This window comes from Agaribacter marinus, from assembly GCF_030160655.1.
Classification (GTDB): domain Bacteria; phylum Pseudomonadota; class Gammaproteobacteria; order Enterobacterales; family Alteromonadaceae; genus Glaciecola; species Glaciecola marina.
The window spans coordinates 284800-305045 of record NZ_BSOT01000009.1; the positions used below are offsets into that span (position 1 = coordinate 284800).

Consider the following 20246-nt stretch of genomic DNA (forward strand, 5'->3'; position numbering starts at 1 on the left):
AACAAGCCTCGTATAAATGTTATTGATACGCACAATTTACGCGGGATTTAATGTTTTATCAATGATTCCTGAGGCTTATGATACATCGTGTGCAATAAGACGCTATATGCTTGTACTATTAGTTACCGCGTATGGCAATAACCTTTTGTAAATTATCATTGTAAGTTTTTGGGTCAAAAACCAGTGGCATTTCGACAATTTTATCTCCATTGGCAGAGAGGACTAATACTCTAGGAAAACCCATCAACTTAAATTTTTCTGCAAATGCTTGACCTTCATCAGAGTCAAAATCTACTCGTACATAACTGAAGTTTTTCTTCACTGTATCTGCGATATCTGGATGGCTAAAGACTCTTTGATCTAATTTACGACAGTTCGGGCACCATATTGCCGAGTAGTCAGCCAATATCAATTTGTCAGATTGTTTGGCTTTTTGCTTCCCCTCTTCTAAAGAATAGACGGGGAATGGCAAAGCTTCTAAGGCTTGTTGACCTAAATAGCTTTGCACAGCTCTATTGCCAAAGTAGACCACAGAGATAACAATGAGTAGTACTAAAACATTTTTAACAGATTTATTCATCTAACTCGACACTTAGTTTATTCGGCTTATCAGACCGATATGCGTTGGTTTTTCTTTCAGAAACTCAACAGACGCGTGTGCTTGTGTTTACCATTTTCTTAAAATGTTGTTGTAAACAGCAGGGTCTAACTTGCTGGAAGCGGTGCTTGCGGGGTAATAAATCTCTTGATCTTTGCCATTTACCTTGAGGGCAGTAATGCGTTGATTGAAGTCATCTAGCAATTTTTGTGCATTAGCTCCGTCACTTCTAAGACCCACACTAACATCAACATCAATGATTGAAGAGGGTGATAATGACAATGGTTTTTCGCCGTCAGCAATCAAGAGCTTATTCATTTCTTCTAACATTATTTTATCCGCTAGAATAAAATTTACTCGTTGTTCAGAAATTTGAAGCATGTTTTCGTAGAAGTTGTCCGCGCGCGACCATTTCACTCGCCTTTCTACACGTAAGATATCTGTATTGGCAAAGCGCCTCTCAATGCCGATTCTATTTTCTGCTAACTGGTCGAGTCTATTTATGGCGCTGGCACTGTCATCTATTGATGCAATATGAAGAGAAATTTTTGCGTATGGAAGGCTGTAAATGTAGTTCGTTTTTTGCGAGTTTAAGGAGTAATGATCAATATACCCTATAAATTTTCCACTGCGTAAACCTGAACCAGACCAAGCCTGAGTAGTGGCGGTTACCTCTATTTCTAACTTATCGAAGCCGGCTGTTACGAGGTCAATGAGCCGAGCAGGTTGGTCTTTTTCATCAATTAGCGTAGCCACTGTATTTCCGACAAGTTTAAGTTGATTGGTAGCCATTGAAAACGCACTAAAAAGCAATATAAAGAAAAATCCAACTACTAATTTACCCATCTTACATTCGTACCTTTTTTGTTGATTTATCAAAGACTAATATCAATGAAGTATCAATAAAGAATAGTATATAAACGCTGTTTATTCATTATTGGATTAGATGTTTAGGGCCTGAGGTCCAATTAATTTGGACCTCAGGCCGTAGTAAAATCATGTGGTAGAAGAGCTAACAACTTTAATTTTCTTTGTCGACCGCGCTAAAAAAGTCACCTGCGGCACCCGGAAATACAACTGGGCTCTCAAATCCTTCTTTACTGACCGCTGCAACGCCAAAGAAATAGTTATCGATGACAATATTTTCCAAGGTTACTTCGTTTTTCATCCCGACAAAACGGCTAAATTGCCATTTTGGTTCATCAGTATATCGCCAATATACACGATAACCGAGAAGCTGAGGGTTTTTGTTTGAGCCGAGCGCTTTCCATTTTAATGACGTAGATGGCATAACGGCGCCTGAAATTTGTACATTTTCGGGTGGGCTAGGTGCCCACGCCATCGAGGCAAGCGAGACTGCATTTAATGCCGTTAACTTTGCCGCATAGTCAAAATTAACGCCGTCTATCGTATCTCCGTAAACAGTACCGTTTTCAGTCCGTAGATCTTGGTGTTGGCGATCATAATGTTCGTTGGTTTCCATAATACGAACACCCGCAAATCCTAAATCATTGAATGGTCGATGATGCCCACCACGTCTAAAGCGGTCGAGACGGTATATAACCATAGTATTTAGGTTGTCGATGTAATCATCTGCCATTTTATCAATATATCGGGCGAGGTTTCTGCTAGGAGAGTCAACTTCTCCGCCAGTGAAGCGGCGTAACCGGGTGTCGTTAGCGCTTTCATTTTGCCTTGTGCCTTCCGCAAATATACGCGCGGTGGTGTTATTGATAACACCGTTGATACCTTTGATATTTCCAATCATATCATTGTTCAACACGGCCTGAAGACGCCACCCTTTTTCCTTTGCATGTTTTGCGAGAATCTTTCCACCAAATAATCCTTGTTCTTCCCCCGCCAACGCTGCGTAAACAATAGTGCCGTTGAATTTGTGTTTGCTCAATACTCGGGCTGCCTCAAGTGTGCCGGCAACACCTGAGGCATTGTCATTTGCGCCAGGAGAGTCATCAGTAAAATTCATTACGTCAGTAACTCTAGAATCGATGTCACCACTCATCATTACCATACGATTAGGATCACTTGTTCCTCGTTGAATTGCTACGACGCTCACGACATCTGTCGGATCTGGAATACGCGCTTGGCCCGAGATGACCTCTGACTGATAAAATACGTCTAAGCATCCGTCACACTGCGCAGAAATCTTATCAAATTCAGATTTTATCCAACGTCTTGCAGCACCAATACCTCTGGTATCAGAGGCCGTTTCAGAGAGAGTATGACGAGTACCGAAGTTAACCAGTGTTTGGATGTCTTTTTCAATACGCGCCGGGGAGATGTCATCGGTAATTGTCCGCATTGTAATTTGCGGATGTTTTACGTCAGGTGCTGCAAGCAAAGGTGCGTGTATCGCCAATAGTGAGCATATGCCTAAGATTGCTGACAACGTCTTTTTCATGATTGTTACCTTTCTATTATTTTTATTTGAGAAATCTGTCGTTATGCTATGGAGAGTCGCAATATTCTCGCTTAGATATACGCGAAAGCGTCTCCAAATAGAGTATCTGGTTCGATACCTTTGGGTAAAAAGTCTTTTTTAACAGCTGCGGCCATTTCAAAACGTCCAGCGACATATACATGGAACTGCGATAAATTGGCATGGTCGTCTAACACAGCTTTATGCACCCAGCCGGTTTTTCCTTGCCAGCTATCGTTTGGTGATTCGACGACAGGAATAAAGGTGAACTTACTATTAAAATTGCTCAATGCTGTCAGTTCGTCATGATCATAGAGGTCTTCCAGCGTTTTCGCTCCCCAATATAAGCATACATCGCGACCAGGTTCGACCGCTAAAGTGTGGTGTAAAATGGATTTTGCGTAAGAATATCCCGTTCCGCCCGCGATAATGATCATTGGCGCGTCAGATTCCCTAGCATATGCGTCGCCCAAGCCAACTTCTAATGTTAGTACGCCGCTATTTTTTGCATTTTCTAGTACTTCATAGGCATAGGCGTTTTCAGGTGTTGCCCCTATATGCAATTCGAGTGGTTCGCCAGCTTCAGGTGAATTTGCAATGGAAAAAGGACGCTTGTCATTTTCTTGCATGACAACTTGCAGATATTGTCCAGCTTTAAAGGGAGCAATATGCGTAGGTTGAAGGCATATTTTAGTAACAAATGGCGTAAGGCTTTCAATGCTTACTACCTTCGCTTCGGTTAGCGTCATAGTATTTCCAGTGTGTTTGTGTTGAATAGTCAATTGTCGTTTTTAGTATGTATTTTATGGCTCTAGTAAGCCAAGTTCGTCCCAGATATCATCGATTTTTTTGACGATTGCGTCATCCATTACGATTGGCGTACCCCATTCTCGATCGGTTTCCCCGGGCAATTTATTGGTTGCATCCATGCCCATTTTTGAACCTAAACCAGAAACGGGCGACGCGAAATCCAAATAATCAATCGGCGTATTTTCTATCAGTGTCGTATCGCGAGCAGGATCCATTCTTGTGGTTATAGCCCAAATGACGTCGTTCCAATCTCTTGCATTGACGTCGTCGTCGCATACTATCACGAATTTGGTATACATGAATTGGCGTAAAAACGACCATACCCCCATCATTACGCGTTTCGCATGTCCCGGGTATTGTTTTTTCATGGTGACAACGGCCATGCGATAAGAACAACCTTCGGGCGGTAAGTAAAAATCAACAATTTCTGGAAATTGTTTCTGCAAAATCGGTACAAACACTTCATTTAATGCGACACCCAAAATAGCAGGTTCATCTGGTGGGCGTCCAGTATAAGTACTATGGTAAATTGGCTGATCGCGGTGAGTTATGTGAGTGACGGTAAACACTGGAAACTGATCAACCTCATTGTAATAACCGGTATGATCGCCATAAGGGCCTTCATCGGCCATTTCACCAGGTTGAATATATCCTTCTAACACAATTTCAGCGCTAGCAGGTACTTGCAGGTCATTTGAAATACACTTTACGACTTCAGTTTTATCACCGCGCAATAAACCGGCAAACGCATATTCTGATAAAGTATCAGGTACTGGTGTTACCGCACCCAATATAGTGGCTGGATCGGCACCTAGTGCAACTGACACAGGGTAGGGTTTATCTGGATTTTGTTCACACCACTCTTTAAAATCCAGTGCGCCGCCTCTATGAGACAACCATCGCATGATAAGTTTATTCTTTGCAATTTTTTGTTGTCGGTATATACCAAGGTTTTGCCGTTTTTTATAAGGGCCGCGTGTTACGGTCAGCCCCCAAGTGACCAATGGTGCAGCGTCGCCCGGCCAACACCTTTGTATGGGTAGAGTGTCCAAGTCGACATCGTCATTACTTATTACATGTTGTTGGCAAGGTGCTTTTTTCACTTCTTTTACCGGCATATTTAATACTTGTTTGAATACCGGTATTTTACTAAATAAGTCCTTTATGCCTTTAGGAGGCTCGGGTTCTTTTAGAAAAGCTAAGAGTCTGCCAACATCACGCAGTGCTTCAACTGATTCTTGCCCCATTCCCAATGCAACGCGTCTTGGTGTGCCAAAGAGGTTGGCTAACACCGGGATATTTGAACCTTTAGGTTTTTCAAAAAGAATGGCTGGGCCGCCGGCTCGTAGCGTGCGATCTGCAATTTCAGTCATTTCTAATTCAGTATCAATAGGCATAGATACCCGTTTCAACTCGCCAATTTCTTCAAGTTTAGCAATAAAATCTCGTAAGTCTTTGTACTTCATATAACTCGCGCAAAGTGCCGATAGTCTTTTTAAGTTAATAGTATTGTACTGTAAAAAAAGCTTTGACGATTTATTTACGGCATTTTCTTTGATTTTTTGTACATTAATACTTCAGCGTAAGTTGCATATTGACGATAACAAGTAACCTTAGTTGCTTATTTGGTATTTCCGTGTCTGGTCCAAAAAACACATTGAAACTTATTCTATCTGTGGTTTTACTTGCGTCTTTATGTGGCAACGCTACTGCACAACAACTAGAAGCAGTACAGTTGTATTCTCAAGATGAGTTGATCAAGTTGATCAATAACAATCAGCATCTTGAACGTGTGGTTGAGGATCGTTGTCAATTGGTGCGTGATATAGAAGCGCGAGCTGACGTGCTGCAAATACCTGCCTACCAATTTTTATGGGGGGATATGCTTGCATGGGGTGTTTGCGTGGATGCAGATCCTAAGCTTGGTGTTTATCACATGCGTAATGCTGCGGACCAAGGTTTACCGGCGGCTCTTGAACAACTTGGTCGCTACCATGCAGCGGGCACTTTAGTGCAAGAAGATAAAAAACGCGCTGTCATTTATTTACGAGAGGCATCGGCCTTAGGTAACCTGAAAGCACAACTTCAACTTGCGAAATTATTCATAGATGGCTATGGCAGTCCATATGATTTTGAAGATCTATATCATTGGTTGTATAACGCGATAACGAACGATAGGCAAATGCACCAAGAGATAGGCATGTATATGCTTGAGCTTGAAGCCTTAATGCATCCAAAAGCTGTTCGAAATGCGCGTAAACCGATGATGGACTAAGCCAAATAATTTGCGTTCCATGCAGATTGCATAAAAATAAATCAAACAAGTCGGGTAATTCCTGTATTATTGCGCCATAAAGAAAATTTGTTTGAATAATATATGAGTAAAGATCCTCACTTTAATCGTGAGAAAGAAAAATATGAAAACCCTGTCGCGAGTCGTGAGCACTTGCTGTCCATTCTCAAAAAAGCCAATACTAGCCTATCATTTTTAGACATTTGTCAAGCTGCTGATGCACAAGATGAAATGAGTCGCGTTGGAATTCAACGTCGGCTTAGAGCGATGGAGCGTGAAGGACAGGTTAAATTTAACAAGAAAAAACAATACGAAGTTCAAAAGCAAAATGAGTTGGTCCAAGGGCGAGTGATAGGCCATAGAGATGGCTATGGGTTCTTGAAACATTCATTGACTGAAAAAGATTATTTTATCCCTGTGCATCAAATGACGACCTTAATCCATGATGATAAAGTGGAAGGAATTACCGCGGGTGAAGATAGAAGAGGCCGCACGGAATTTAGAGTAAATCAAGTCATTGAGCCTCGTAAAGAACCTATTGTTGGACGATTTTACACAGAATATGGTGCGGGTATTGTCGTGCCTGATGACAATAGAATTTGTCATGAAATTGTTATTCCTGCCGACGCTGACATGAATGCTAAGCAAGGCAATGTGGTGGTAGTTGAAATTACACAGCGGCCGAGACGTCATGTAAACGCCAGCGGCAAAATTATTGAAGTGATTGGTGAGCACATGGCGCCGGGCATGGAAATTGAAACTGCGCTGCGAACATTTGATATTCCGCACAATTGGCCTAAATCTGTATTGAGCTCAATTGAACAGTTGACGGATGAAGTACCAGAAGACGCTAAACAGAATAGACGAGACTTACGTGACCTACCACTTGTTACGATTGATGGTGAAGATGCACGAGATTTTGATGACGCAGTATACTGCCAACCACGCAAAGAGGGCGGCTTCACGTTATGGGTGGCAATTGCAGACGTCAGCGCCTATGTGCGTCCAGGTACCGCATTAGATACCGAAGCAGTTAAGCGCGGCAACTCGGTTTATTTTCCTGAAAACGTAATTCCGATGCTGCCCGAAGTCCTTTCAAATGGCTTATGCTCGCTCAATCCAGATGTCGATCGTTTATGTATGGTGTGTGAAATGCAAATCGATGCGGGTGGCGGCATTGGCGATTTTACCTTCTATGAAGCTGTTATGCGTTCTCATGCTCGACTCACGTATACAAAGGTTTGGCAAATACTGGATGGTGATCAAGCACTGCGTGAACGTTATCGCGCGCGCGTTGATGACCTAGAGAATTTAAACGCACTATTTGGTGCACTTAAAAAATCTCGTGCTGGCCGAGGAGCGATTGAGTTTGAGACTAACGAAACTAGATTCGTTTTCAATGCTGAACGTAAAATTGAGCATATAGTACCTTTAGTGCGAAATGATGCGCATAAAATTATTGAAGAGTGCATGATAGCCGCGAATGTTTGTGCGGCGAGATACATCGAGACAAATAATGCGGAAGCACTCTTTAGAGTACATGATTCGCCTGACGATGATAGATTGTCAACATTTAAGCAATACTTGCGTGAAATAGGGGTTGAAGTGGGGTTTGGTGAATCGCCTCAGCCGCGCGATTTTACGCAGGTGATAAACAAAACCAAACACCGCTTAGATGCCGAGTTGATTCAAACTATGTTGTTACGGTCAATGAAACAAGCCGTTTATGATGGTGATAACGTTGGACATTTTGGTTTAGCGCTTCATGCATATGCGCATTTTACTTCTCCAATTCGGCGTTATCCTGATTTAGTCGTGCATCGCGCACTAAAAGCTATAATTAATGCAAAATTAGATAAAAAAGTCACTACTGGTGCTAAGGCATATTCTGTCGATGAGATTGAGCAGCTAGGTGAGCAATGCTCAATGACAGAGCGCAGAGCTGATGACGCTACCCGAGATGTATCCGACTGGTTAAAATGCGAGTTTATGTTGGAGCGTGTTGGCGAGGTTTTTGAAGGTGTAGTTGCGTCTGTGACCAACTTTGGGCTTTTTGTCCGCTTAACTGAATATCATATCGATGGTTTAATACATATTACGTCACTAGCGTCTGACTACTATCACTATGATGAACTAAAACAGTGTTTAGTTGGTGAAGGCACGGGATTAACCTATCGTTTGGGCGACCCCTTAGTTGTAAAAGTGGCTGCGGTTAACCTTGATGAACGTAAAATAGACTTGGTTCTAAAAGATTTACCTAAAGGGGTTACCAAGAAAAAGAAAAAAAGAAAGCCGCGTGGTGGTAAGAGCACTGGCGACGTTAATGTAGTAAGTGCGGATAAGGCAAAAGCTGCAAATACTGAAAATAGAGGCAAGCGTGCGCCTAAAGTCAATTCGCGCCGGAAAGCTGGACCGACGTCTAAAAAAAATAAAGCGTCACGTAATAAGTTGAAGAAAAAAAGGTAGCGCCAATGGCCCAACAAGAAATGGTGTACGGAATACATGCACTAGCCTCAGTACTTGAAAGAGAACCTGAGCGTGTTTATGAATTGTTTATCGCAAAAGGTCGAGATGACGACAGACTAAATTCGGTGGTTAATCTAGCACGCAAGCATGGGATCGCTGTTAATTTTTGTCACCGTAAAACACTTGATGAAAAAGCGAAAGGCGAACAACATCAAGGGGTCATCGCGCGCGCTAAACCCGCTAGAGTATTAGATGACAGCGATTTAGATGTGATTCTGTCAAAGGCAAACAAACCGTTTGTTTTGGTGTTAGATGGCGTGACAGACCCGCATAACTTAGGTGCATGTTTAAGAACTGCTGATGCTGCAGGTGTTGATGCTGTAGTAGTGCCCAAGGATAAATCAGCCAGCTTAACGCCCACGGTTCGCAAGGTGGCCTGCGGAGCAGCCGAGGTTATTCCGCTTATTCAGGTGACAAACTTGTCGCGAGCCTTGAAAAATATGCAAGATGCAGGCGTTTGGGTGGTTGGTACGGCCAGTGAGGCAACACAGTCTATCTATGATGTATCCTTGTCTGGCCCAATGGCGCTGGTTATGGGGGCTGAAGGCAAAGGTATGAGGCGCCTGACACGTGAAAACTGCGACGAATTAATTAAATTGCCCATGGCAGGTTCAGTGTCTAGTCTTAACGTTTCTGTCGCGACAGGCATTTGTTTGTATGAAGTTGTTAGGCAGCGAGTGTCTAGCTAGCTTAACGCTTTTAGTTAAAGCTACATGACATAAGCAATCGTCCTGATACTTGTGGCCTCAATCTAATGTAAACTCATTTATTTGAGTGAGTACGTGTTGAAATTCTGAAGACAATGACGTTACGGTTGTGCTGTTTTTTTCGCTTGCCGACAACATTGTCTCTGAGCCCGTTTCAATAATCTGCATATTAGTATTTATTTGTACCGACACTGCTGAAAGTTCTTCAATTGCGGACGCTACTTCATCTATTGAATAATTCAAAACGTCAATATAGATTGAGATGCGTTGTATCGTACTGAGGGCTTGACTGTTAAGAACAGAGTAGTAGTCGAACGCGCCATTGTTTGGCGACGTACTGTCTACTAATCCTCTTATGTCCTGTTTATCTTTGAATTTAGATTGCAATCGACTTTTAATTTCTTGGAATTTGTCTACAGGGAATTCTTCCAATGAGTTTTCATCGAAGTTGATAAGCATTTTTTTTGCTGTATCTGCATTTTTCCTTGCAGATGACATCGCATCTATACCTTTTGTGCTTTTGCTCCCTAAAAATCCAGCTGATGTGCCTCGTTCAACCGCGTGTGTGTGCTATTGAATCGAGCAACGTAGATATTCTGACGATATCGATCGCCAAATCTTGCTCTCCTAAATTTTTTTGTATTACGTCATCAGTAGCGAAGAGACGACAATTAATAAGCCAAGTGGAATGAACAATATAAGAGATATTGCACGAGAGACATTGATTGATTTGATAAAATTCGTGAGAACGTGTTCCAATGAGAAAACAGTGGTGTTTTATGTGTATACAAAGTAGAGATTTACCTGCAACTTATAGCTAGTCAGTGGCATATTTATTTGCGACTTTAGTCTATTTTTATTGTGTTTTTGTTTGTGATTCTAACCTGTACGTTTTATACGAGAGCATCACCTGCTATCTAATTTTTACTTTGTTGTAATTTAAACTATCGTTTTGTGTTTAGTTCTGTTATAGTTTCGCGCCCTTTTTATGGGGGTATGGTCTATTTCCTCAATAAAAGTGAGGTAAATAGCGGCTTTATGGCTCAATTTTGAGTCGATATATTTAACAGCGGAGCACTAACATGATCCAAATGCAAACTAACCTGGATGTTGCTGATAACAGCGGCGCTCGCAGGGTTCAGTGTATTAAGGTTCTTGGTGGCTCGCATCGCCGTTATGCACATATCGGTGACATCATCAAAGTTACTGTCAAGGAAGCAATTCCTCGCGGTAAAGTAAAAAAAGGTGACGTACTGAATGCAGTGGTGGTGCGTACTAGGAAAGGCGTTCGTCGCGCAGATGGTTCAACCATCCGTTTCGATAACAACGCAGCTGTATTGCTTAATGCAAACAAGCAACCTATTGGTACGCGTATCTTTGGCCCGGTCACACGTGAGCTTCGTGGAGATAACTTCATGAAAATCATCTCATTGGCCCCAGAGGTACTATAAGGAGTCACGATAATGGCTAGAAAAATTCGTCGTGATGATGAAGTAGTCGTAATTGCAGGTAAAGATAAGGGCAAGCAAGGCAAAGTTCTTCGCGTTGTTACTGAATCTGACCGCGTTTATGTTGAAGGTGTGAACATCATCAAGAAACACCAAAAAGCAAACCCACAATTGGGTGAGCCGGGTGGAATTGTTGAGAAAGAAGCATCAATTCATGTGTCTAATGTAGCGATTGTTAACTCGGCAACGGGTAAAGCAGATCGCGTTGGTTTCCGTGACGAAGAAGGAAAGAAAGTGCGTTTCTTCAAGTCTAACGGTGAACTAGTTTAATTAATTGGAGTGTACGATGGCGAAACTGCATGATTTCTATAAAGAAACAGTAGTAGCTGAACTTGCTAAGCAGTTCGGGTACAAAAGCGTCATGCAAGTCCCTCGGATTGAAAAAATCACCTTAAACATGGGTTTAGGTGAAGCAGTTGCTGACAAAAAGGTGCTAGAGTCTGCGCAAGCTGACATGGCAGCTATTGCTGGTCAAAAACCAGTTGTCACTGTTGCTAGAAAATCAGTAGCGGGTTTTAAAATTCGTGAAGGTTATCCGATTGGCTGTAAAGTAACCCTACGTGGCGAACGTATGTGGGAATTTCTTGAGCGTTTAATCTCAATTACAATTCCTCGTATCCGTGACTTCCGTGGTCTTAACCCGAAATCTTTTGACGGTAAAGGCAACTATAGCATGGGTGTACGTGAGCAAATCATCTTCCCCGAAATCGATTTTGATAAGGTGGATAAAGTGCGTGGTATGGATATTACTATCACTACTAGCGCAGATACTAACGAAGAAGCACACGCCCTATTAAGCGCGTTCAGCTTCCCGTTTAGAAAATAAGGTGTAGGGTTATGGCAAAAGAATCAATGAAAGCACGTGAAGTAAAACGTGCCAAGCTGGTTAAGAAACATTCAGCAAAACGTCTTGCTTTGAAAGCAGTTATCAATGACGTGAATGCTTCTGAAGAAGAGCGTTGGGACGCTGTTCTTAAGCTACAAAAACTTCCACGTGACTCGTCTCTTTCACGCAAGCAAAATCGTTGTCGTGTAACAGGTCGTCCACATGGTTTCCTACGCAAATTTGGTCTTTCTCGTATTAAGCTTCGTGAAGCTGCAATGCGTGGTGAAGTCCCTGGCCTCAAAAAAGCCAGCTGGTAAGGAGTAGCACATATGAGCATGCAAGATCCTATCGCGGATATGTTTACCCGAATTCGTAACGGCCAACAGGCGTCAAAAGTTACGATTTCTATGCCTTCTTCAAAGCTTCGTGTCGCAATTGCAAAGCTTTTACAAGATGAAGGTTACGTAGAAGGTTTTAGTGTTGAAGGTGATGTTAAACCAACATTACAGGTCAGCTTGAAATACTTCGAAGGTAAAAAAGTAATTGATACAATTCAAAGAGTTAGCCGTCCTGGTTTGCGCATCTATAAGAAAAAAGATGAGCTTCCTAAAGTACTCGGCGGACTTGGTATTGCTATCGTGTCTACCTCAAAAGGTGTGATGACTGACCGTGCAGCGCGTAAAGCGGGTATGGGTGGTGAGATCATCGGTTATGTAGCGTAACGGGGAGAATAAGATGTCACGTGTAGCAAAAGCTCCTGTAGCTATTGCCTCTGGTGTTGAAGTAAACATCGCAGGTCAAGAAGTTACAGTAAAAGGTTCTAAAGGAACGTTAAGCCGTGTATTTAATGATGCAGTTAACGTTGTACAAGAAGACGGTCAGCTTGTTACCGCGCCAAAAGAAGGTGTAGCTAACGGTTGGGCGCAAGCAGGTACAGCGAATGCATTATTGAATTCAATGGTGAAAGGCGTTACTCAAGGTTTTGAAAAGAAACTTCAACTGAATGGTGTTGGTTACCGTGCGCAAGCACAAGGTAGCAAACTTAACCTAACGTTGGGCTTTTCACACCCTGTAGTCTACGAAATGCCAACAGGTATTACTGTAGAAACACCGACACAAACTGAAATCGTTGTTAAAGGCATTGATAAGCAGGTTGTTGGACAGGTCGCAGCTAACATTCGTGCATATCGTCCGCCAGAGCCATATAAAGGCAAAGGTGTTCGTTACGCAGATGAAGTTGTACGTCGTAAAGAAGCTAAGAAAAAGTAGGTGAGTGAGATGGATAAGAAATCAGCTCGTATACGTCGCGCAACGCGTGCACGTAAAAAAATCAGCGAATTAGCTGTAAACCGCTTAGTCGTTAATCGCACACCACGTCACATTTACGCTCAGTTAATTGCGCCAAGCGGTTCTGAAGTAATTGCGGCAGCTTCTACTGTAGAAAAAGGTCTTAAAGGTGATCTTAAGTCTACCGGCAATGCAGAAGCGGCAGCGGCTGTGGGTAAAGCGATCGCAGAACGTGCTATCGAAAAAGGTGTTAAAGAAGTTGCCTTCGATAGAAGTGGTTTTAAATATCACGGTCGTGTGAAAGCACTGGCTGACGCCGCTCGCGAAGCGGGTCTTCAGTTCTAGGAGTTAATTATGGCTAAACAAGAAGTTCAACAACAAGGTGACTTGTTAGAGAAGCTTATCGCTGTAAACCGCGTTTCGAAAGTAGTTAAAGGTGGTCGCATCTTTAGCTTTACTGCATTAACAGTGGTTGGCGATGGTAATGGCCGTGTAGGTTTTGGTTATGGTAAAGCACGTGAAGTTCCTGCTGCTATTCAAAAAGCAATGGAAAAGGCACGTCGTAATATGGTAACGGTTGACCTAAACGGAAATACTCTACAGCACCCAATTAAAGGGCGTCATTCAGGTTCTAAAGTTTACATGCAGCCTGCATCAGAAGGTACCGGTATTATTGCTGGTGGTGCGATGCGTGCAGTAATGGAAGTAGCTGGTGTACAAAACGTTCTTTCAAAATGCTACGGCTCAACAAACCCAATCAATGTGGTACGCGCAACAATTAATGCTTTGGTCGAAATGAATTCGCCAGAGAAAGTTGCCGCGAAGCGTGGATTGCCGGTTAACGAGATTTTGGGGTAATCGAACATGGCTAAGACTATTAAAGTTAAGCAAACTAAAAGCTCGATTGGTCGTTTACCTAAGCACAAAGCAACATTAGTTGGTCTTGGCTTACGTAAAATCGGTCAAGTTCGTGAACTTGAAGATACACCATCCGTTCGCGGTATGGTTAACCGTGTAAATTACATGGTTGAGATCGTAGAGGAGTAAGTGATGAGATTAAATACTATTGCTCCTGCACCTGGAGCTAAAAGTTCAGGTAAGCGCGTCGGTCGAGGTATCGGTTCTGGCTTAGGTAAAACTGGTGGCCGCGGTCACAAAGGTCAGAAAAGTCGTTCTGGTGGTTCTGTTAAGCCTGGGTTTGAAGGTGGTCAAATGCCTATCCAGCGCCGTTTACCGAAGTTCGGTTTTACGTCAAGAATCTCACGAGTGACTGATCAAGTTACACTGAGCGAAATTGCTAAAGTTGAAGGTGATCTAGTATCTCTTGACACTTTGAAAGCAGCAGGTCTTGTTAAAAAAGAAATGTTGCACGTTAAAGTAATCAAGAGTGGCGAAATCAGCCGTGCTGTTACAGTAAATGGCTTAAAAGTCACCAAAGGCGCGTTAGAAGCGATTAACGCGGCAGGCGGTAAAGTAGAGGAATAACCTAAATGGCGAAACCAGGGCAAGGTTCAGGTGCAGGCGGATTAAGCGAACTTAAGTCTCGTTTATTGTTCGTACTTGGCGCAATTTTCGTGTTCAGACTTGGTTCATATGTACCTATTCCAGGTATTGACGGTAATGTGTTGTCTCAAATATTTGAGCAACAAACAGGGACAATTGTTGGTATGTTCAACATGTTCTCTGGTGGTGCACTAGAAAGAGCATCGGTACTAGCGCTTGGAATAATGCCGTACATCACAGCATCTATCATTATGCAGTTGATGGCGACAGTACATGAACCACTTAAGGAATTGAAAAAAGAAGGACAGTCAGGTACACGAAAAATTAGCCAATATACGCGCTACTTAACCCTTGTACTTGCAACATTTCAATCCATTGGTATCGCCACAGGGTTACCGAATCTAATTCCCGGATTGGTTCTAAATCCAGGGCTTGCATTCTACTTCACGGCCATAGTTAGTTTGGTTACTGGGACTATGTTTTTAATGTGGTTAGGTGAGCAAATTACGGAGCGTGGAATAGGTAATGGTATCTCGATTCTAATTTTCGCAGGTATCGTAGCAGGTCTACCAACAGCAATCGGACAAACGGCAGAGCAGGCTAGGCAAGGTGATGTAAATTTCCTTTTCTTAATCGTAATTGCTGCCATTGTTATTGCATTGACATACTTGGTTGTTTTCGTTGAGCGTGCTCAACGTCGCATAGTGGTAAACTACGCAAAAAGACAGCAGGGCCGAAAAGTGTTTGCGGCGCAAAGTTCTCATCTTCCTTTAAAGGTGAATATGGCGGGTGTTATTCCTCCAATCTTTGCTTCTAGTATTATACTTTTTCCCAGTACGCTATCTGGTATGTTCGGTCAAAATGAATCTTTATCATTTTTGACTGACGTGTCATTAGCGTTGTCTCCTGGGCAACCCTTGTATGTTATTTTGTATGCAATAACGATTATATTTTTCTGTTTCTTCTATACTGCGTTGATGTTTAATCCGCGTGATACAGCAGATAATTTGAAAAAGTCTGGTGCGTTTATTCCTGGTATCCGTCCTGGGGAGCAGACATCACGTTATATTGATAAGGTGATGACGCGTTTAACCCTCGCTGGTGCTCTCTATATTACTTTTGTTTGTTTAGTCCCTGAATTCCTGTTGTTGTGGTTTAATGTACCATTTTACTTCGGCGGCACATCACTACTCATTATATGTGTAGTAATAATGGATTTCATGGCCCAAGTGCAGACCCATTTGATGTCACATCAATACGGGGATGTTCTCAAAAAAGCTAACCTTAAAGGTTAGGCATTTACGGAGTGATGTAATGAAAGTTCGTGCATCCGTTAAAAAGATTTGCCGTAACTGCAAGATCATTAAACGTAACGGCGTTGTTAGAGTGATCTGTGTAGAGCCAAAGCATAAGCAAAGGCAAGGTTAATCTTCAAAAAGTTGGTCTATTTTGGTCACATTAAGTCTAGATTTAATGTGACCTTTAGACTTTATTTGCAATTTAGTTACTGGGTAAGTATCCTATCGGGCTTTTTAGGCTAGTAACTTATATTTAGAGGAGTGCAGTTAATGGCCCGTATCGCCGGCATTAACATTCCTGAGCACAAGCATACAGTTATTGCGCTACAGTCGATTTTCGGCATTGGTGCAACACGCGCAAAAGAAATTTGCGGTAATGCAGGTGTATCAGAGTCTACCAAGATTAAAGACTTGGATGAGACGACAATAGATAAACTTCGTGATGAAGTTGCGAAATTCACAGTTGAAGGTGATCTTCGCCGTGAAGTTTCTATGAGCATCAAACGTTTGATGGACCTAGGTTGCTTCCGTGGTATTCGCCACCGTCGTGGCTTACCTCTACGTGGTCAGCGCACTAAAACAAATGCGCGCACCCGTAAAGGTCCTCGTAAACCTATTAAAAAGTAAGCGAGGGAGATAAATAATGGCTAAAACACCTACTCGTGCGCGTAAACGTGCAAAGCGTCAGGTTGCAGACGGTATGGCTCATATCCATGCTTCTTTCAATAACACTATTGTGACTATTACTGACCGTCAAGGAAATGCGCTATCTTGGGCTACTTCTGGCGGTTCTGGCTTCCGTGGTTCACGTAAATCAACTCCTTTTGCTGCGCAGGTTGCTGCTGAAAGAGCTGGCGTGGCTGCGCAAGAATACGGATTGAAAAACATTGAAGTATTCGTAAAGGGACCAGGTCCAGGTCGTGAATCTGCAATTCGTGCATTAAATGCGACGGGTTATAAGATCACTAATATCACAGATGTGACGCCTATCCCTCATAACGGATGTCGTCCACCTAAAAAACGTCGCGTATAGACGAACAGTTGGAGAAAGATCATGGCTAGATATTTGGGTCCAAAACTCAAACTAAGTCGTCGTGAAGGAACCGACTTGTTCCTTAAAAGCGGCGTAAGAGCAATTGATAGTAAGTGTAAAATTGACACTGCTCCCGGTCAGCATGGTGCCCGTCGTGGCCGTTTGTCTGATTACGGAATTCAATTGCGTGAAAAGCAAAAAGTACGTCGTATGTATGGCGTATTGGAAAAACAATTTAGAAACTATTACAAAGAAGCTGCTCGCCTTAAAGGCAACACAGGTGAAAACTTGTTGGTGCTTTTGGAACAACGTCTAGACAACGTTGTATACCGTATGGGATTTGCTAGTACTCGTGCTGAAGCGCGACAACTTGTGAGCCATAAGGCAATCCTTGTAAATGGACAAGTAGTTAACGTTCCTTCGTTTAACGTGAAAGCTGAAGATGTTGTTTCTGTTCGTGAAAAAGCGAAGAAACAAGCTCGCATTGGTGCTGCATTAGAACTAGCAGATCAACGTGAAAAGCCAACATGGTTGGAAGTTGACAACACTAAATTGGAAGGTGTGTTCAAACGCATTCCAGAGAGAACGGATTTGTCTGCGGACATAAACGAACAGTTGATTGTCGAACTTTACTCTAAGTAAAGCATAACTAAAGAGGAAACATCGTGGGTTCAGTGACCGAATTCCTAAAGCCAAGATTAGTTGAAATAGAAAACGTTTCTCCTACTCGTGCAAAAGTAACACTTGAGCCATTAGAGCGTGGGTTTGGCCACACTCTTGGCAATGCATTACGTCGCATTTTACTCTCTTCAATGCCAGGATGTGCAGTAAGTGAAGTAGAGATAGACGGTGTTTTACATGAATACACAGCAAAAGAAGGTGTGCAAGAAGACGTTTTAGAAATCTTGCTAAACCTTAAAGGATTGTCAGTTAAGCTAGAAGGTAAAACTGAAGCAACTTTGACTCTAGTAAAGTCAGGCGCAGGTCCTGTTCTTGCTGGTGATATTCAGCATGACGGTGACGTGGAAATTGTTAATCCTGAGCATGTAATTTGTACTTTAACAGGCGATGCTGAAATTAGTATGCGCATTAAAGTAGAAGTTGGTCGTGGATATGTCCCGGCTGCTGCTCGTCGTTCCTCTGAAGATGATGATCGTCCAATTGGTCGTTTGTTAGTTGATGCTTCATTCAGTCCTGTAGAGCGTATTGCTTATTCTGTTGAGTCTGCACGTGTTGAACAACGTACAGATTTGGATAAGTTAATTATTGATATGGAAACTAACGGAACATTAGATCCGGAAGAAGCCATTCGTCGCGCTGCTACTATTTTTGTTGACCAGTTAGGCGCATTCGTTGAATTGCGTGATATTTCTGTTCCAGAGCAAAAAGAGGAAAAACCAGAATTTGACCCAATTCTTCTTCGTCCAGTAGACGATTTAGAATTAACGGTACGTTCTGCTAATTGTTTGAAAGCTGAAGCTATCCAATACATTGGTGACCTGGTACAGCGTACTGAAGTTGAACTTCTTAAGACACCAAATCTTGGTAAGAAGTCACTTACAGAAATTAAAGATGTACTTGCTTCACGTGGCTTGTCTCTAGGTATGCGCCTAGAAAATTGGCCACCTGAAAGCATCGCTGAAAAAGACTAATCAGGTTATTAGTAAACTGATTTTTACAGAAGGATAGAGCTATGCGCCATCGCAAGAGTGGTAGACAGTTAAATCGCAATAGCAGTCACAGACAAGCCATGTTTAAGAACATGGCAGGTTCTTTGGTTAAGCATGAAGTTATTAAGACTACAGTGCCTAAAGCAAAAGAGCTTCGTCGAGTGATTGAACCACTAATCACACTTGCTAAGCAAGACAGTGTTGCTAACCGCCGTTTGGCAATGGCAAGAACTGGTGATAAAGAAGTGGTAGGTAAATTATTCAATGAACTTGGTCCACGTTATGAAGCTCGCCCAGGCGGTTACATTCGTATACTAAAGTGTGGTTTCCGTACTGGAGACAATGCACCTATGGCCTATGTTGAATTGGTTGACCGTCCAGTTGTTGAAGTTGAAGAGACTGAAGCAGAAGCAACTGAAGAATAGGCAAATTAATTTGCGCTTTAAAAAAACCCGGTTTAATACCGGGTTTTTTAATGTTTGAATTTTGGCGCAATGCTAGTTAATAGTGACTTTTAATCATGACCGCAATTGATTGTTCGTCAATACCGCCTTTTAAAGCACTATCTTTTACTCTGGTTTGTTCAATATTATATTCTTTAGCAAGTTTAACTAATCTATCCATTGCATCTGGATACTCTGCAAGTTGTTCTATCGTTAAAATAATCATCTCTTCGCTTGTCCCATCATCCTCTTGTACGATGGCCAATAGCGCATCCAATATGTACTTTCCTACATATGGCACTTCTTTTATTGTGGTGATCAGAATATCCATGGTTTTATTGGGATAGGCAGTTACAAGTTTTTGTGCGATTTGGTCGGCAGAATCAGGTTCGTTTTTGACTGCAGTTCTTACTATCTCATTAAAGTGTTCTGGTGAATATTTACACGCTGCTTTTGTGGCAATCTCTGCATAAGAAGGTTCTGCATTTACTGCAATTGAAATAATTTCTGTTGGATCTGATACATCTAGCTCATTCGCAATCTTAATTATATCATCGACAAATGAAGGTTGCGCTTTAACACTAGCTTGTATTATTTCTTTGTATCTATCCGGATAAGTATAGAAAGCTATTTTTACAAATTCTGCCGTTTTTTCGGGATAGCGCGATAATAATGTTTTTACAGCATTCTCGACTGAATTGTTCGAATGTACTTGACGTTTAAAAAAAACGACTGAATTTTTGTTGGGCTCTTGGACTACACTTTTGTGAGAATCTGTCATTGCGAGTGATGGATTTACAAAAAGCGTTAATAAAATAGCCGCACCTAAGCGTTTGGTACTTACCACTATGTTCACCTTTAACTTGATGTTCTTTGTCTTTTATCGGCATTACATTTTGTTAACAGAGTATAATTTACGCAATAGATCAAAAATATTCAAATATTTATCAAAAATAGTATTGACCTTTGTGAAGAAATCTCTACAATGCGCCTCCGCTGTCAGGGGATAATGCTTCAGACAGTGTGTTTGTCAGTGTATTTGTTGCCAGATATTGTGTGATTAAATACGGTAAGTAATTAAGAAATAGTTTGAAGATTTTTTAATAAAAACCTTGACAAAAACTTTGGGAAGCGTATTATTCGCACCCCGCTTGAGGCAAGGCCTACAAGGCACATCACAAGCGACGTTCTTTAACAATTTAGCAAGACAATCTGTGTGGGCACTCGTAATGAGTGTTCTAACAAAAAAGTTTATTTGTAATTCGATTTTAATTGAAGAGTTTGATCATGGCTCAGATTGAACGCTG

At 42.0% G+C, this 20246-nt stretch carries 26 protein-coding genes and 1 pseudogene; 20 read left to right on the forward strand and 7 right to left on the reverse strand.

What is annotated here, in order from left to right:
• Positions 1-118 precede the first annotated feature (118 nt).
• The 5 genes from QQK00_RS16880 to ubiD form a co-directional block, all read right to left on the reverse strand.
• Positions 119-580 carry a thioredoxin family protein gene (locus tag QQK00_RS16880; RefSeq protein ID WP_284218848.1) on the reverse strand — a complete coding sequence of 154 codons (462 nt, stop codon included), beginning with the start codon at positions 578-580 and terminating at the stop codon, positions 119-121.
• 87 nt (positions 581-667) lie between these two features.
• Positions 668-1444 (reverse strand): substrate-binding periplasmic protein, encoded by a 777-nt coding sequence (locus QQK00_RS16885; RefSeq protein ID WP_284218849.1) that lies wholly within the window; start codon positions 1442-1444, stop codon positions 668-670.
• Positions 1445-1619: 175 nt separating this feature from the next.
• A complete protein-coding gene (locus tag QQK00_RS16890) occupies positions 1620-3017 on the reverse strand; it encodes a M28 family metallopeptidase (protein ID WP_284218850.1) in 1398 nt (465 codons plus the stop codon).
• 71 nt (positions 3018-3088) lie between these two features.
• Positions 3089-3784: an NAD(P)H-flavin reductase gene (gene fre, locus QQK00_RS16895; protein WP_284218851.1), complete on the reverse strand. Its 696-nt coding sequence runs from the start codon at positions 3782-3784 to the stop codon at positions 3089-3091.
• Positions 3785-3838: 54 nt separating this feature from the next.
• On the reverse strand, positions 3839-5311 hold the full coding sequence (gene ubiD / locus QQK00_RS16900) for a 4-hydroxy-3-polyprenylbenzoate decarboxylase (RefSeq protein WP_284218852.1): 1473 nt from the start codon (positions 5309-5311) through the stop codon (positions 3839-3841).
• 191 nt (positions 5312-5502) lie between these two features.
• On the opposite strand from ubiD, the gene QQK00_RS16905 reads away from it, so the two are divergent.
• The 3 genes from QQK00_RS16905 (at position 5503) to rlmB (ending at position 9353) form a co-directional block, all read left to right on the forward strand.
• A complete protein-coding gene (locus QQK00_RS16905) occupies positions 5503-6120 on the forward strand; it encodes a tetratricopeptide repeat protein (RefSeq protein WP_431307756.1) in 618 nt (205 codons plus the stop codon).
• A gap of 102 nt (positions 6121-6222) precedes the next feature.
• Entirely contained in the window at positions 6223-8604 is a 2382-nt protein-coding gene (rnr, locus tag QQK00_RS16910; RefSeq protein WP_284218853.1) for a ribonuclease R, read from the forward strand.
• A 5-nt stretch (positions 8605-8609) separates the two neighbouring features.
• On the forward strand, positions 8610-9353 hold the full coding sequence (rlmB, locus tag QQK00_RS16915) for a 23S rRNA (guanosine(2251)-2'-O)-methyltransferase RlmB (protein ID WP_284218854.1): 744 nt from the start codon (positions 8610-8612) through the stop codon (positions 9351-9353).
• A gap of 57 nt (positions 9354-9410) precedes the next feature.
• Here rlmB and QQK00_RS16920 read toward each other — a convergent pair.
• A pseudogene (locus tag QQK00_RS16920) lies at positions 9411-9920 on the reverse strand (nitrate- and nitrite sensing domain-containing protein); the annotation flags it as partial.
• 533 nt (positions 9921-10453) lie between these two features.
• Here QQK00_RS16920 and rplN point away from each other — a divergent pair.
• The 17 genes from rplN to rplQ all read left to right on the forward strand — a co-directional run bounded on the left by rplN (position 10454) and on the right by rplQ (position 18921).
• Positions 10454-10822: a 50S ribosomal protein L14 gene (gene rplN, locus QQK00_RS16925; RefSeq protein WP_124029309.1), complete on the forward strand. Its 369-nt coding sequence runs from the start codon at positions 10454-10456 to the stop codon at positions 10820-10822.
• 12 nt (positions 10823-10834) lie between these two features.
• Positions 10835-11149, forward strand: coding sequence for a 50S ribosomal protein L24 (gene rplX, locus QQK00_RS16930; RefSeq protein ID WP_284218855.1), 315 nt, complete (start codon positions 10835-10837; stop codon positions 11147-11149).
• Between the two features lie 16 nt (positions 11150-11165).
• Positions 11166-11705 (forward strand): 50S ribosomal protein L5, encoded by a 540-nt coding sequence (rplE, locus tag QQK00_RS16935; protein ID WP_284218856.1) that lies wholly within the window; start codon positions 11166-11168, stop codon positions 11703-11705.
• Between the two features lie 11 nt (positions 11706-11716).
• A complete protein-coding gene (gene rpsN / locus QQK00_RS16940; RefSeq protein ID WP_284218857.1) occupies positions 11717-12022 on the forward strand; it encodes a 30S ribosomal protein S14 in 306 nt (101 codons plus the stop codon).
• Between the two features lie 12 nt (positions 12023-12034).
• The gene (gene rpsH / locus QQK00_RS16945; protein WP_284218858.1) at positions 12035-12427 is read left to right on the forward strand and encodes a 30S ribosomal protein S8; all 393 of its coding nucleotides are present in this window, start codon (positions 12035-12037) and stop codon (positions 12425-12427) included.
• 13 nt (positions 12428-12440) lie between these two features.
• A complete protein-coding gene (rplF, locus tag QQK00_RS16950) occupies positions 12441-12974 on the forward strand; it encodes a 50S ribosomal protein L6 (protein WP_284218859.1) in 534 nt (177 codons plus the stop codon).
• A 9-nt stretch (positions 12975-12983) separates the two neighbouring features.
• Positions 12984-13337 carry a 50S ribosomal protein L18 gene (gene rplR, locus QQK00_RS16955; RefSeq protein ID WP_284218860.1) on the forward strand — a complete coding sequence of 118 codons (354 nt, stop codon included), beginning with the start codon at positions 12984-12986 and terminating at the stop codon, positions 13335-13337.
• Positions 13338-13346: 9 nt separating this feature from the next.
• Complete coding sequence (rpsE, locus tag QQK00_RS16960; protein ID WP_284218861.1) at positions 13347-13850, forward strand: 30S ribosomal protein S5; 504 nt, start codon at positions 13347-13349, stop codon at positions 13848-13850.
• A gap of 6 nt (positions 13851-13856) precedes the next feature.
• A complete protein-coding gene (rpmD, locus tag QQK00_RS16965; RefSeq protein WP_284218862.1) occupies positions 13857-14039 on the forward strand; it encodes a 50S ribosomal protein L30 in 183 nt (60 codons plus the stop codon).
• A gap of 3 nt (positions 14040-14042) precedes the next feature.
• Positions 14043-14477, forward strand: coding sequence for a 50S ribosomal protein L15 (rplO, locus tag QQK00_RS16970; protein ID WP_284218863.1), 435 nt, complete (start codon positions 14043-14045; stop codon positions 14475-14477).
• Positions 14478-14482: 5 nt separating this feature from the next.
• Positions 14483-15790: a preprotein translocase subunit SecY gene (gene secY, locus QQK00_RS16975; protein WP_284218864.1), complete on the forward strand. Its 1308-nt coding sequence runs from the start codon at positions 14483-14485 to the stop codon at positions 15788-15790.
• A gap of 19 nt (positions 15791-15809) precedes the next feature.
• Positions 15810-15923, forward strand: a complete 114-nt coding sequence (rpmJ, locus tag QQK00_RS16980) for a 50S ribosomal protein L36 (RefSeq protein ID WP_075607266.1) — start codon at positions 15810-15812, stop codon at positions 15921-15923.
• A 140-nt stretch (positions 15924-16063) separates the two neighbouring features.
• Positions 16064-16420 carry a 30S ribosomal protein S13 gene (gene rpsM, locus QQK00_RS16985; protein WP_284218865.1) on the forward strand — a complete coding sequence of 119 codons (357 nt, stop codon included), beginning with the start codon at positions 16064-16066 and terminating at the stop codon, positions 16418-16420.
• Between the two features lie 16 nt (positions 16421-16436).
• Positions 16437-16826, forward strand: a complete 390-nt coding sequence (rpsK, locus tag QQK00_RS16990; RefSeq protein WP_284218866.1) for a 30S ribosomal protein S11 — start codon at positions 16437-16439, stop codon at positions 16824-16826.
• 21 nt (positions 16827-16847) lie between these two features.
• Complete coding sequence (gene rpsD / locus QQK00_RS16995; RefSeq protein WP_284218867.1) at positions 16848-17468, forward strand: 30S ribosomal protein S4; 621 nt, start codon at positions 16848-16850, stop codon at positions 17466-17468.
• 20 nt (positions 17469-17488) lie between these two features.
• Positions 17489-18478, forward strand: a complete 990-nt coding sequence (locus tag QQK00_RS17000; protein ID WP_284218879.1) for a DNA-directed RNA polymerase subunit alpha — start codon at positions 17489-17491, stop codon at positions 18476-18478.
• A 41-nt stretch (positions 18479-18519) separates the two neighbouring features.
• Positions 18520-18921, forward strand: coding sequence for a 50S ribosomal protein L17 (gene rplQ, locus QQK00_RS17005; RefSeq protein WP_284218868.1), 402 nt, complete (start codon positions 18520-18522; stop codon positions 18919-18921).
• 76 nt (positions 18922-18997) lie between these two features.
• On the opposite strand, the gene QQK00_RS17010 is transcribed toward rplQ, so the two are convergent.
• Entirely contained in the window at positions 18998-19786 is a 789-nt protein-coding gene (locus QQK00_RS17010) for a hypothetical protein (protein WP_284218869.1), read from the reverse strand.
• Positions 19787-20246: the final 460 nt, after the last annotated feature.

Excerpts from the sequence above, each read along its gene's own strand:
- secY (WP_284218864.1), top strand. The coding sequence starts at position 14,483 with ATGGCGAAACCAGGGCAAGGTTCAGGTGCAGGCGGATTAAGCGAACTT.
- rplO (WP_284218863.1), top strand. The coding sequence starts at position 14,043 with ATGAGATTAAATACTATTGCTCCTGCACCTGGAGCTAAAAGTTCAGGT.
- rplQ (WP_284218868.1), top strand. The coding sequence starts at position 18,520 with ATGCGCCATCGCAAGAGTGGTAGACAGTTAAATCGCAATAGCAGTCAC.
- rplX (WP_284218855.1), top strand. The coding sequence starts at position 10,835 with ATGGCTAGAAAAATTCGTCGTGATGATGAAGTAGTCGTAATTGCAGGT.
- QQK00_RS16880 (WP_284218848.1), bottom strand. The coding sequence starts at position 580 with ATGAATAAATCTGTTAAAAATGTTTTAGTACTACTCATTGTTATCTCT.
- rplN (WP_124029309.1), top strand. The coding sequence starts at position 10,454 with ATGATCCAAATGCAAACTAACCTGGATGTTGCTGATAACAGCGGCGCT.
- rpsM (WP_284218865.1), top strand. The coding sequence starts at position 16,064 with ATGGCCCGTATCGCCGGCATTAACATTCCTGAGCACAAGCATACAGTT.
- rplR (WP_284218860.1), top strand. The coding sequence starts at position 12,984 with ATGGATAAGAAATCAGCTCGTATACGTCGCGCAACGCGTGCACGTAAA.
- rpsE (WP_284218861.1), top strand. The coding sequence starts at position 13,347 with ATGGCTAAACAAGAAGTTCAACAACAAGGTGACTTGTTAGAGAAGCTT.
- rplE (WP_284218856.1), top strand. The coding sequence starts at position 11,166 with ATGGCGAAACTGCATGATTTCTATAAAGAAACAGTAGTAGCTGAACTT.
- QQK00_RS16890 (WP_284218850.1), bottom strand. The coding sequence starts at position 3,017 with ATGAAAAAGACGTTGTCAGCAATCTTAGGCATATGCTCACTATTGGCG.
- fre (WP_284218851.1), bottom strand. The coding sequence starts at position 3,784 with ATGACGCTAACCGAAGCGAAGGTAGTAAGCATTGAAAGCCTTACGCCA.
- rplF (WP_284218859.1), top strand. The coding sequence starts at position 12,441 with ATGTCACGTGTAGCAAAAGCTCCTGTAGCTATTGCCTCTGGTGTTGAA.
- rpsN (WP_284218857.1), top strand. The coding sequence starts at position 11,717 with ATGGCAAAAGAATCAATGAAAGCACGTGAAGTAAAACGTGCCAAGCTG.
- rpmJ (WP_075607266.1), top strand. The coding sequence starts at position 15,810 with ATGAAAGTTCGTGCATCCGTTAAAAAGATTTGCCGTAACTGCAAGATC.
- rnr (WP_284218853.1), top strand. The coding sequence starts at position 6,223 with ATGAGTAAAGATCCTCACTTTAATCGTGAGAAAGAAAAATATGAAAAC.
- rpmD (WP_284218862.1), top strand. The coding sequence starts at position 13,857 with ATGGCTAAGACTATTAAAGTTAAGCAAACTAAAAGCTCGATTGGTCGT.
- ubiD (WP_284218852.1), bottom strand. The coding sequence starts at position 5,311 with ATGAAGTACAAAGACTTACGAGATTTTATTGCTAAACTTGAAGAAATT.
- rpsD (WP_284218867.1), top strand. The coding sequence starts at position 16,848 with ATGGCTAGATATTTGGGTCCAAAACTCAAACTAAGTCGTCGTGAAGGA.
- rpsH (WP_284218858.1), top strand. The coding sequence starts at position 12,035 with ATGAGCATGCAAGATCCTATCGCGGATATGTTTACCCGAATTCGTAAC.
- rpsK (WP_284218866.1), top strand. The coding sequence starts at position 16,437 with ATGGCTAAAACACCTACTCGTGCGCGTAAACGTGCAAAGCGTCAGGTT.
- QQK00_RS16885 (WP_284218849.1), bottom strand. The coding sequence starts at position 1,444 with ATGGGTAAATTAGTAGTTGGATTTTTCTTTATATTGCTTTTTAGTGCG.
- rlmB (WP_284218854.1), top strand. The coding sequence starts at position 8,610 with ATGGCCCAACAAGAAATGGTGTACGGAATACATGCACTAGCCTCAGTA.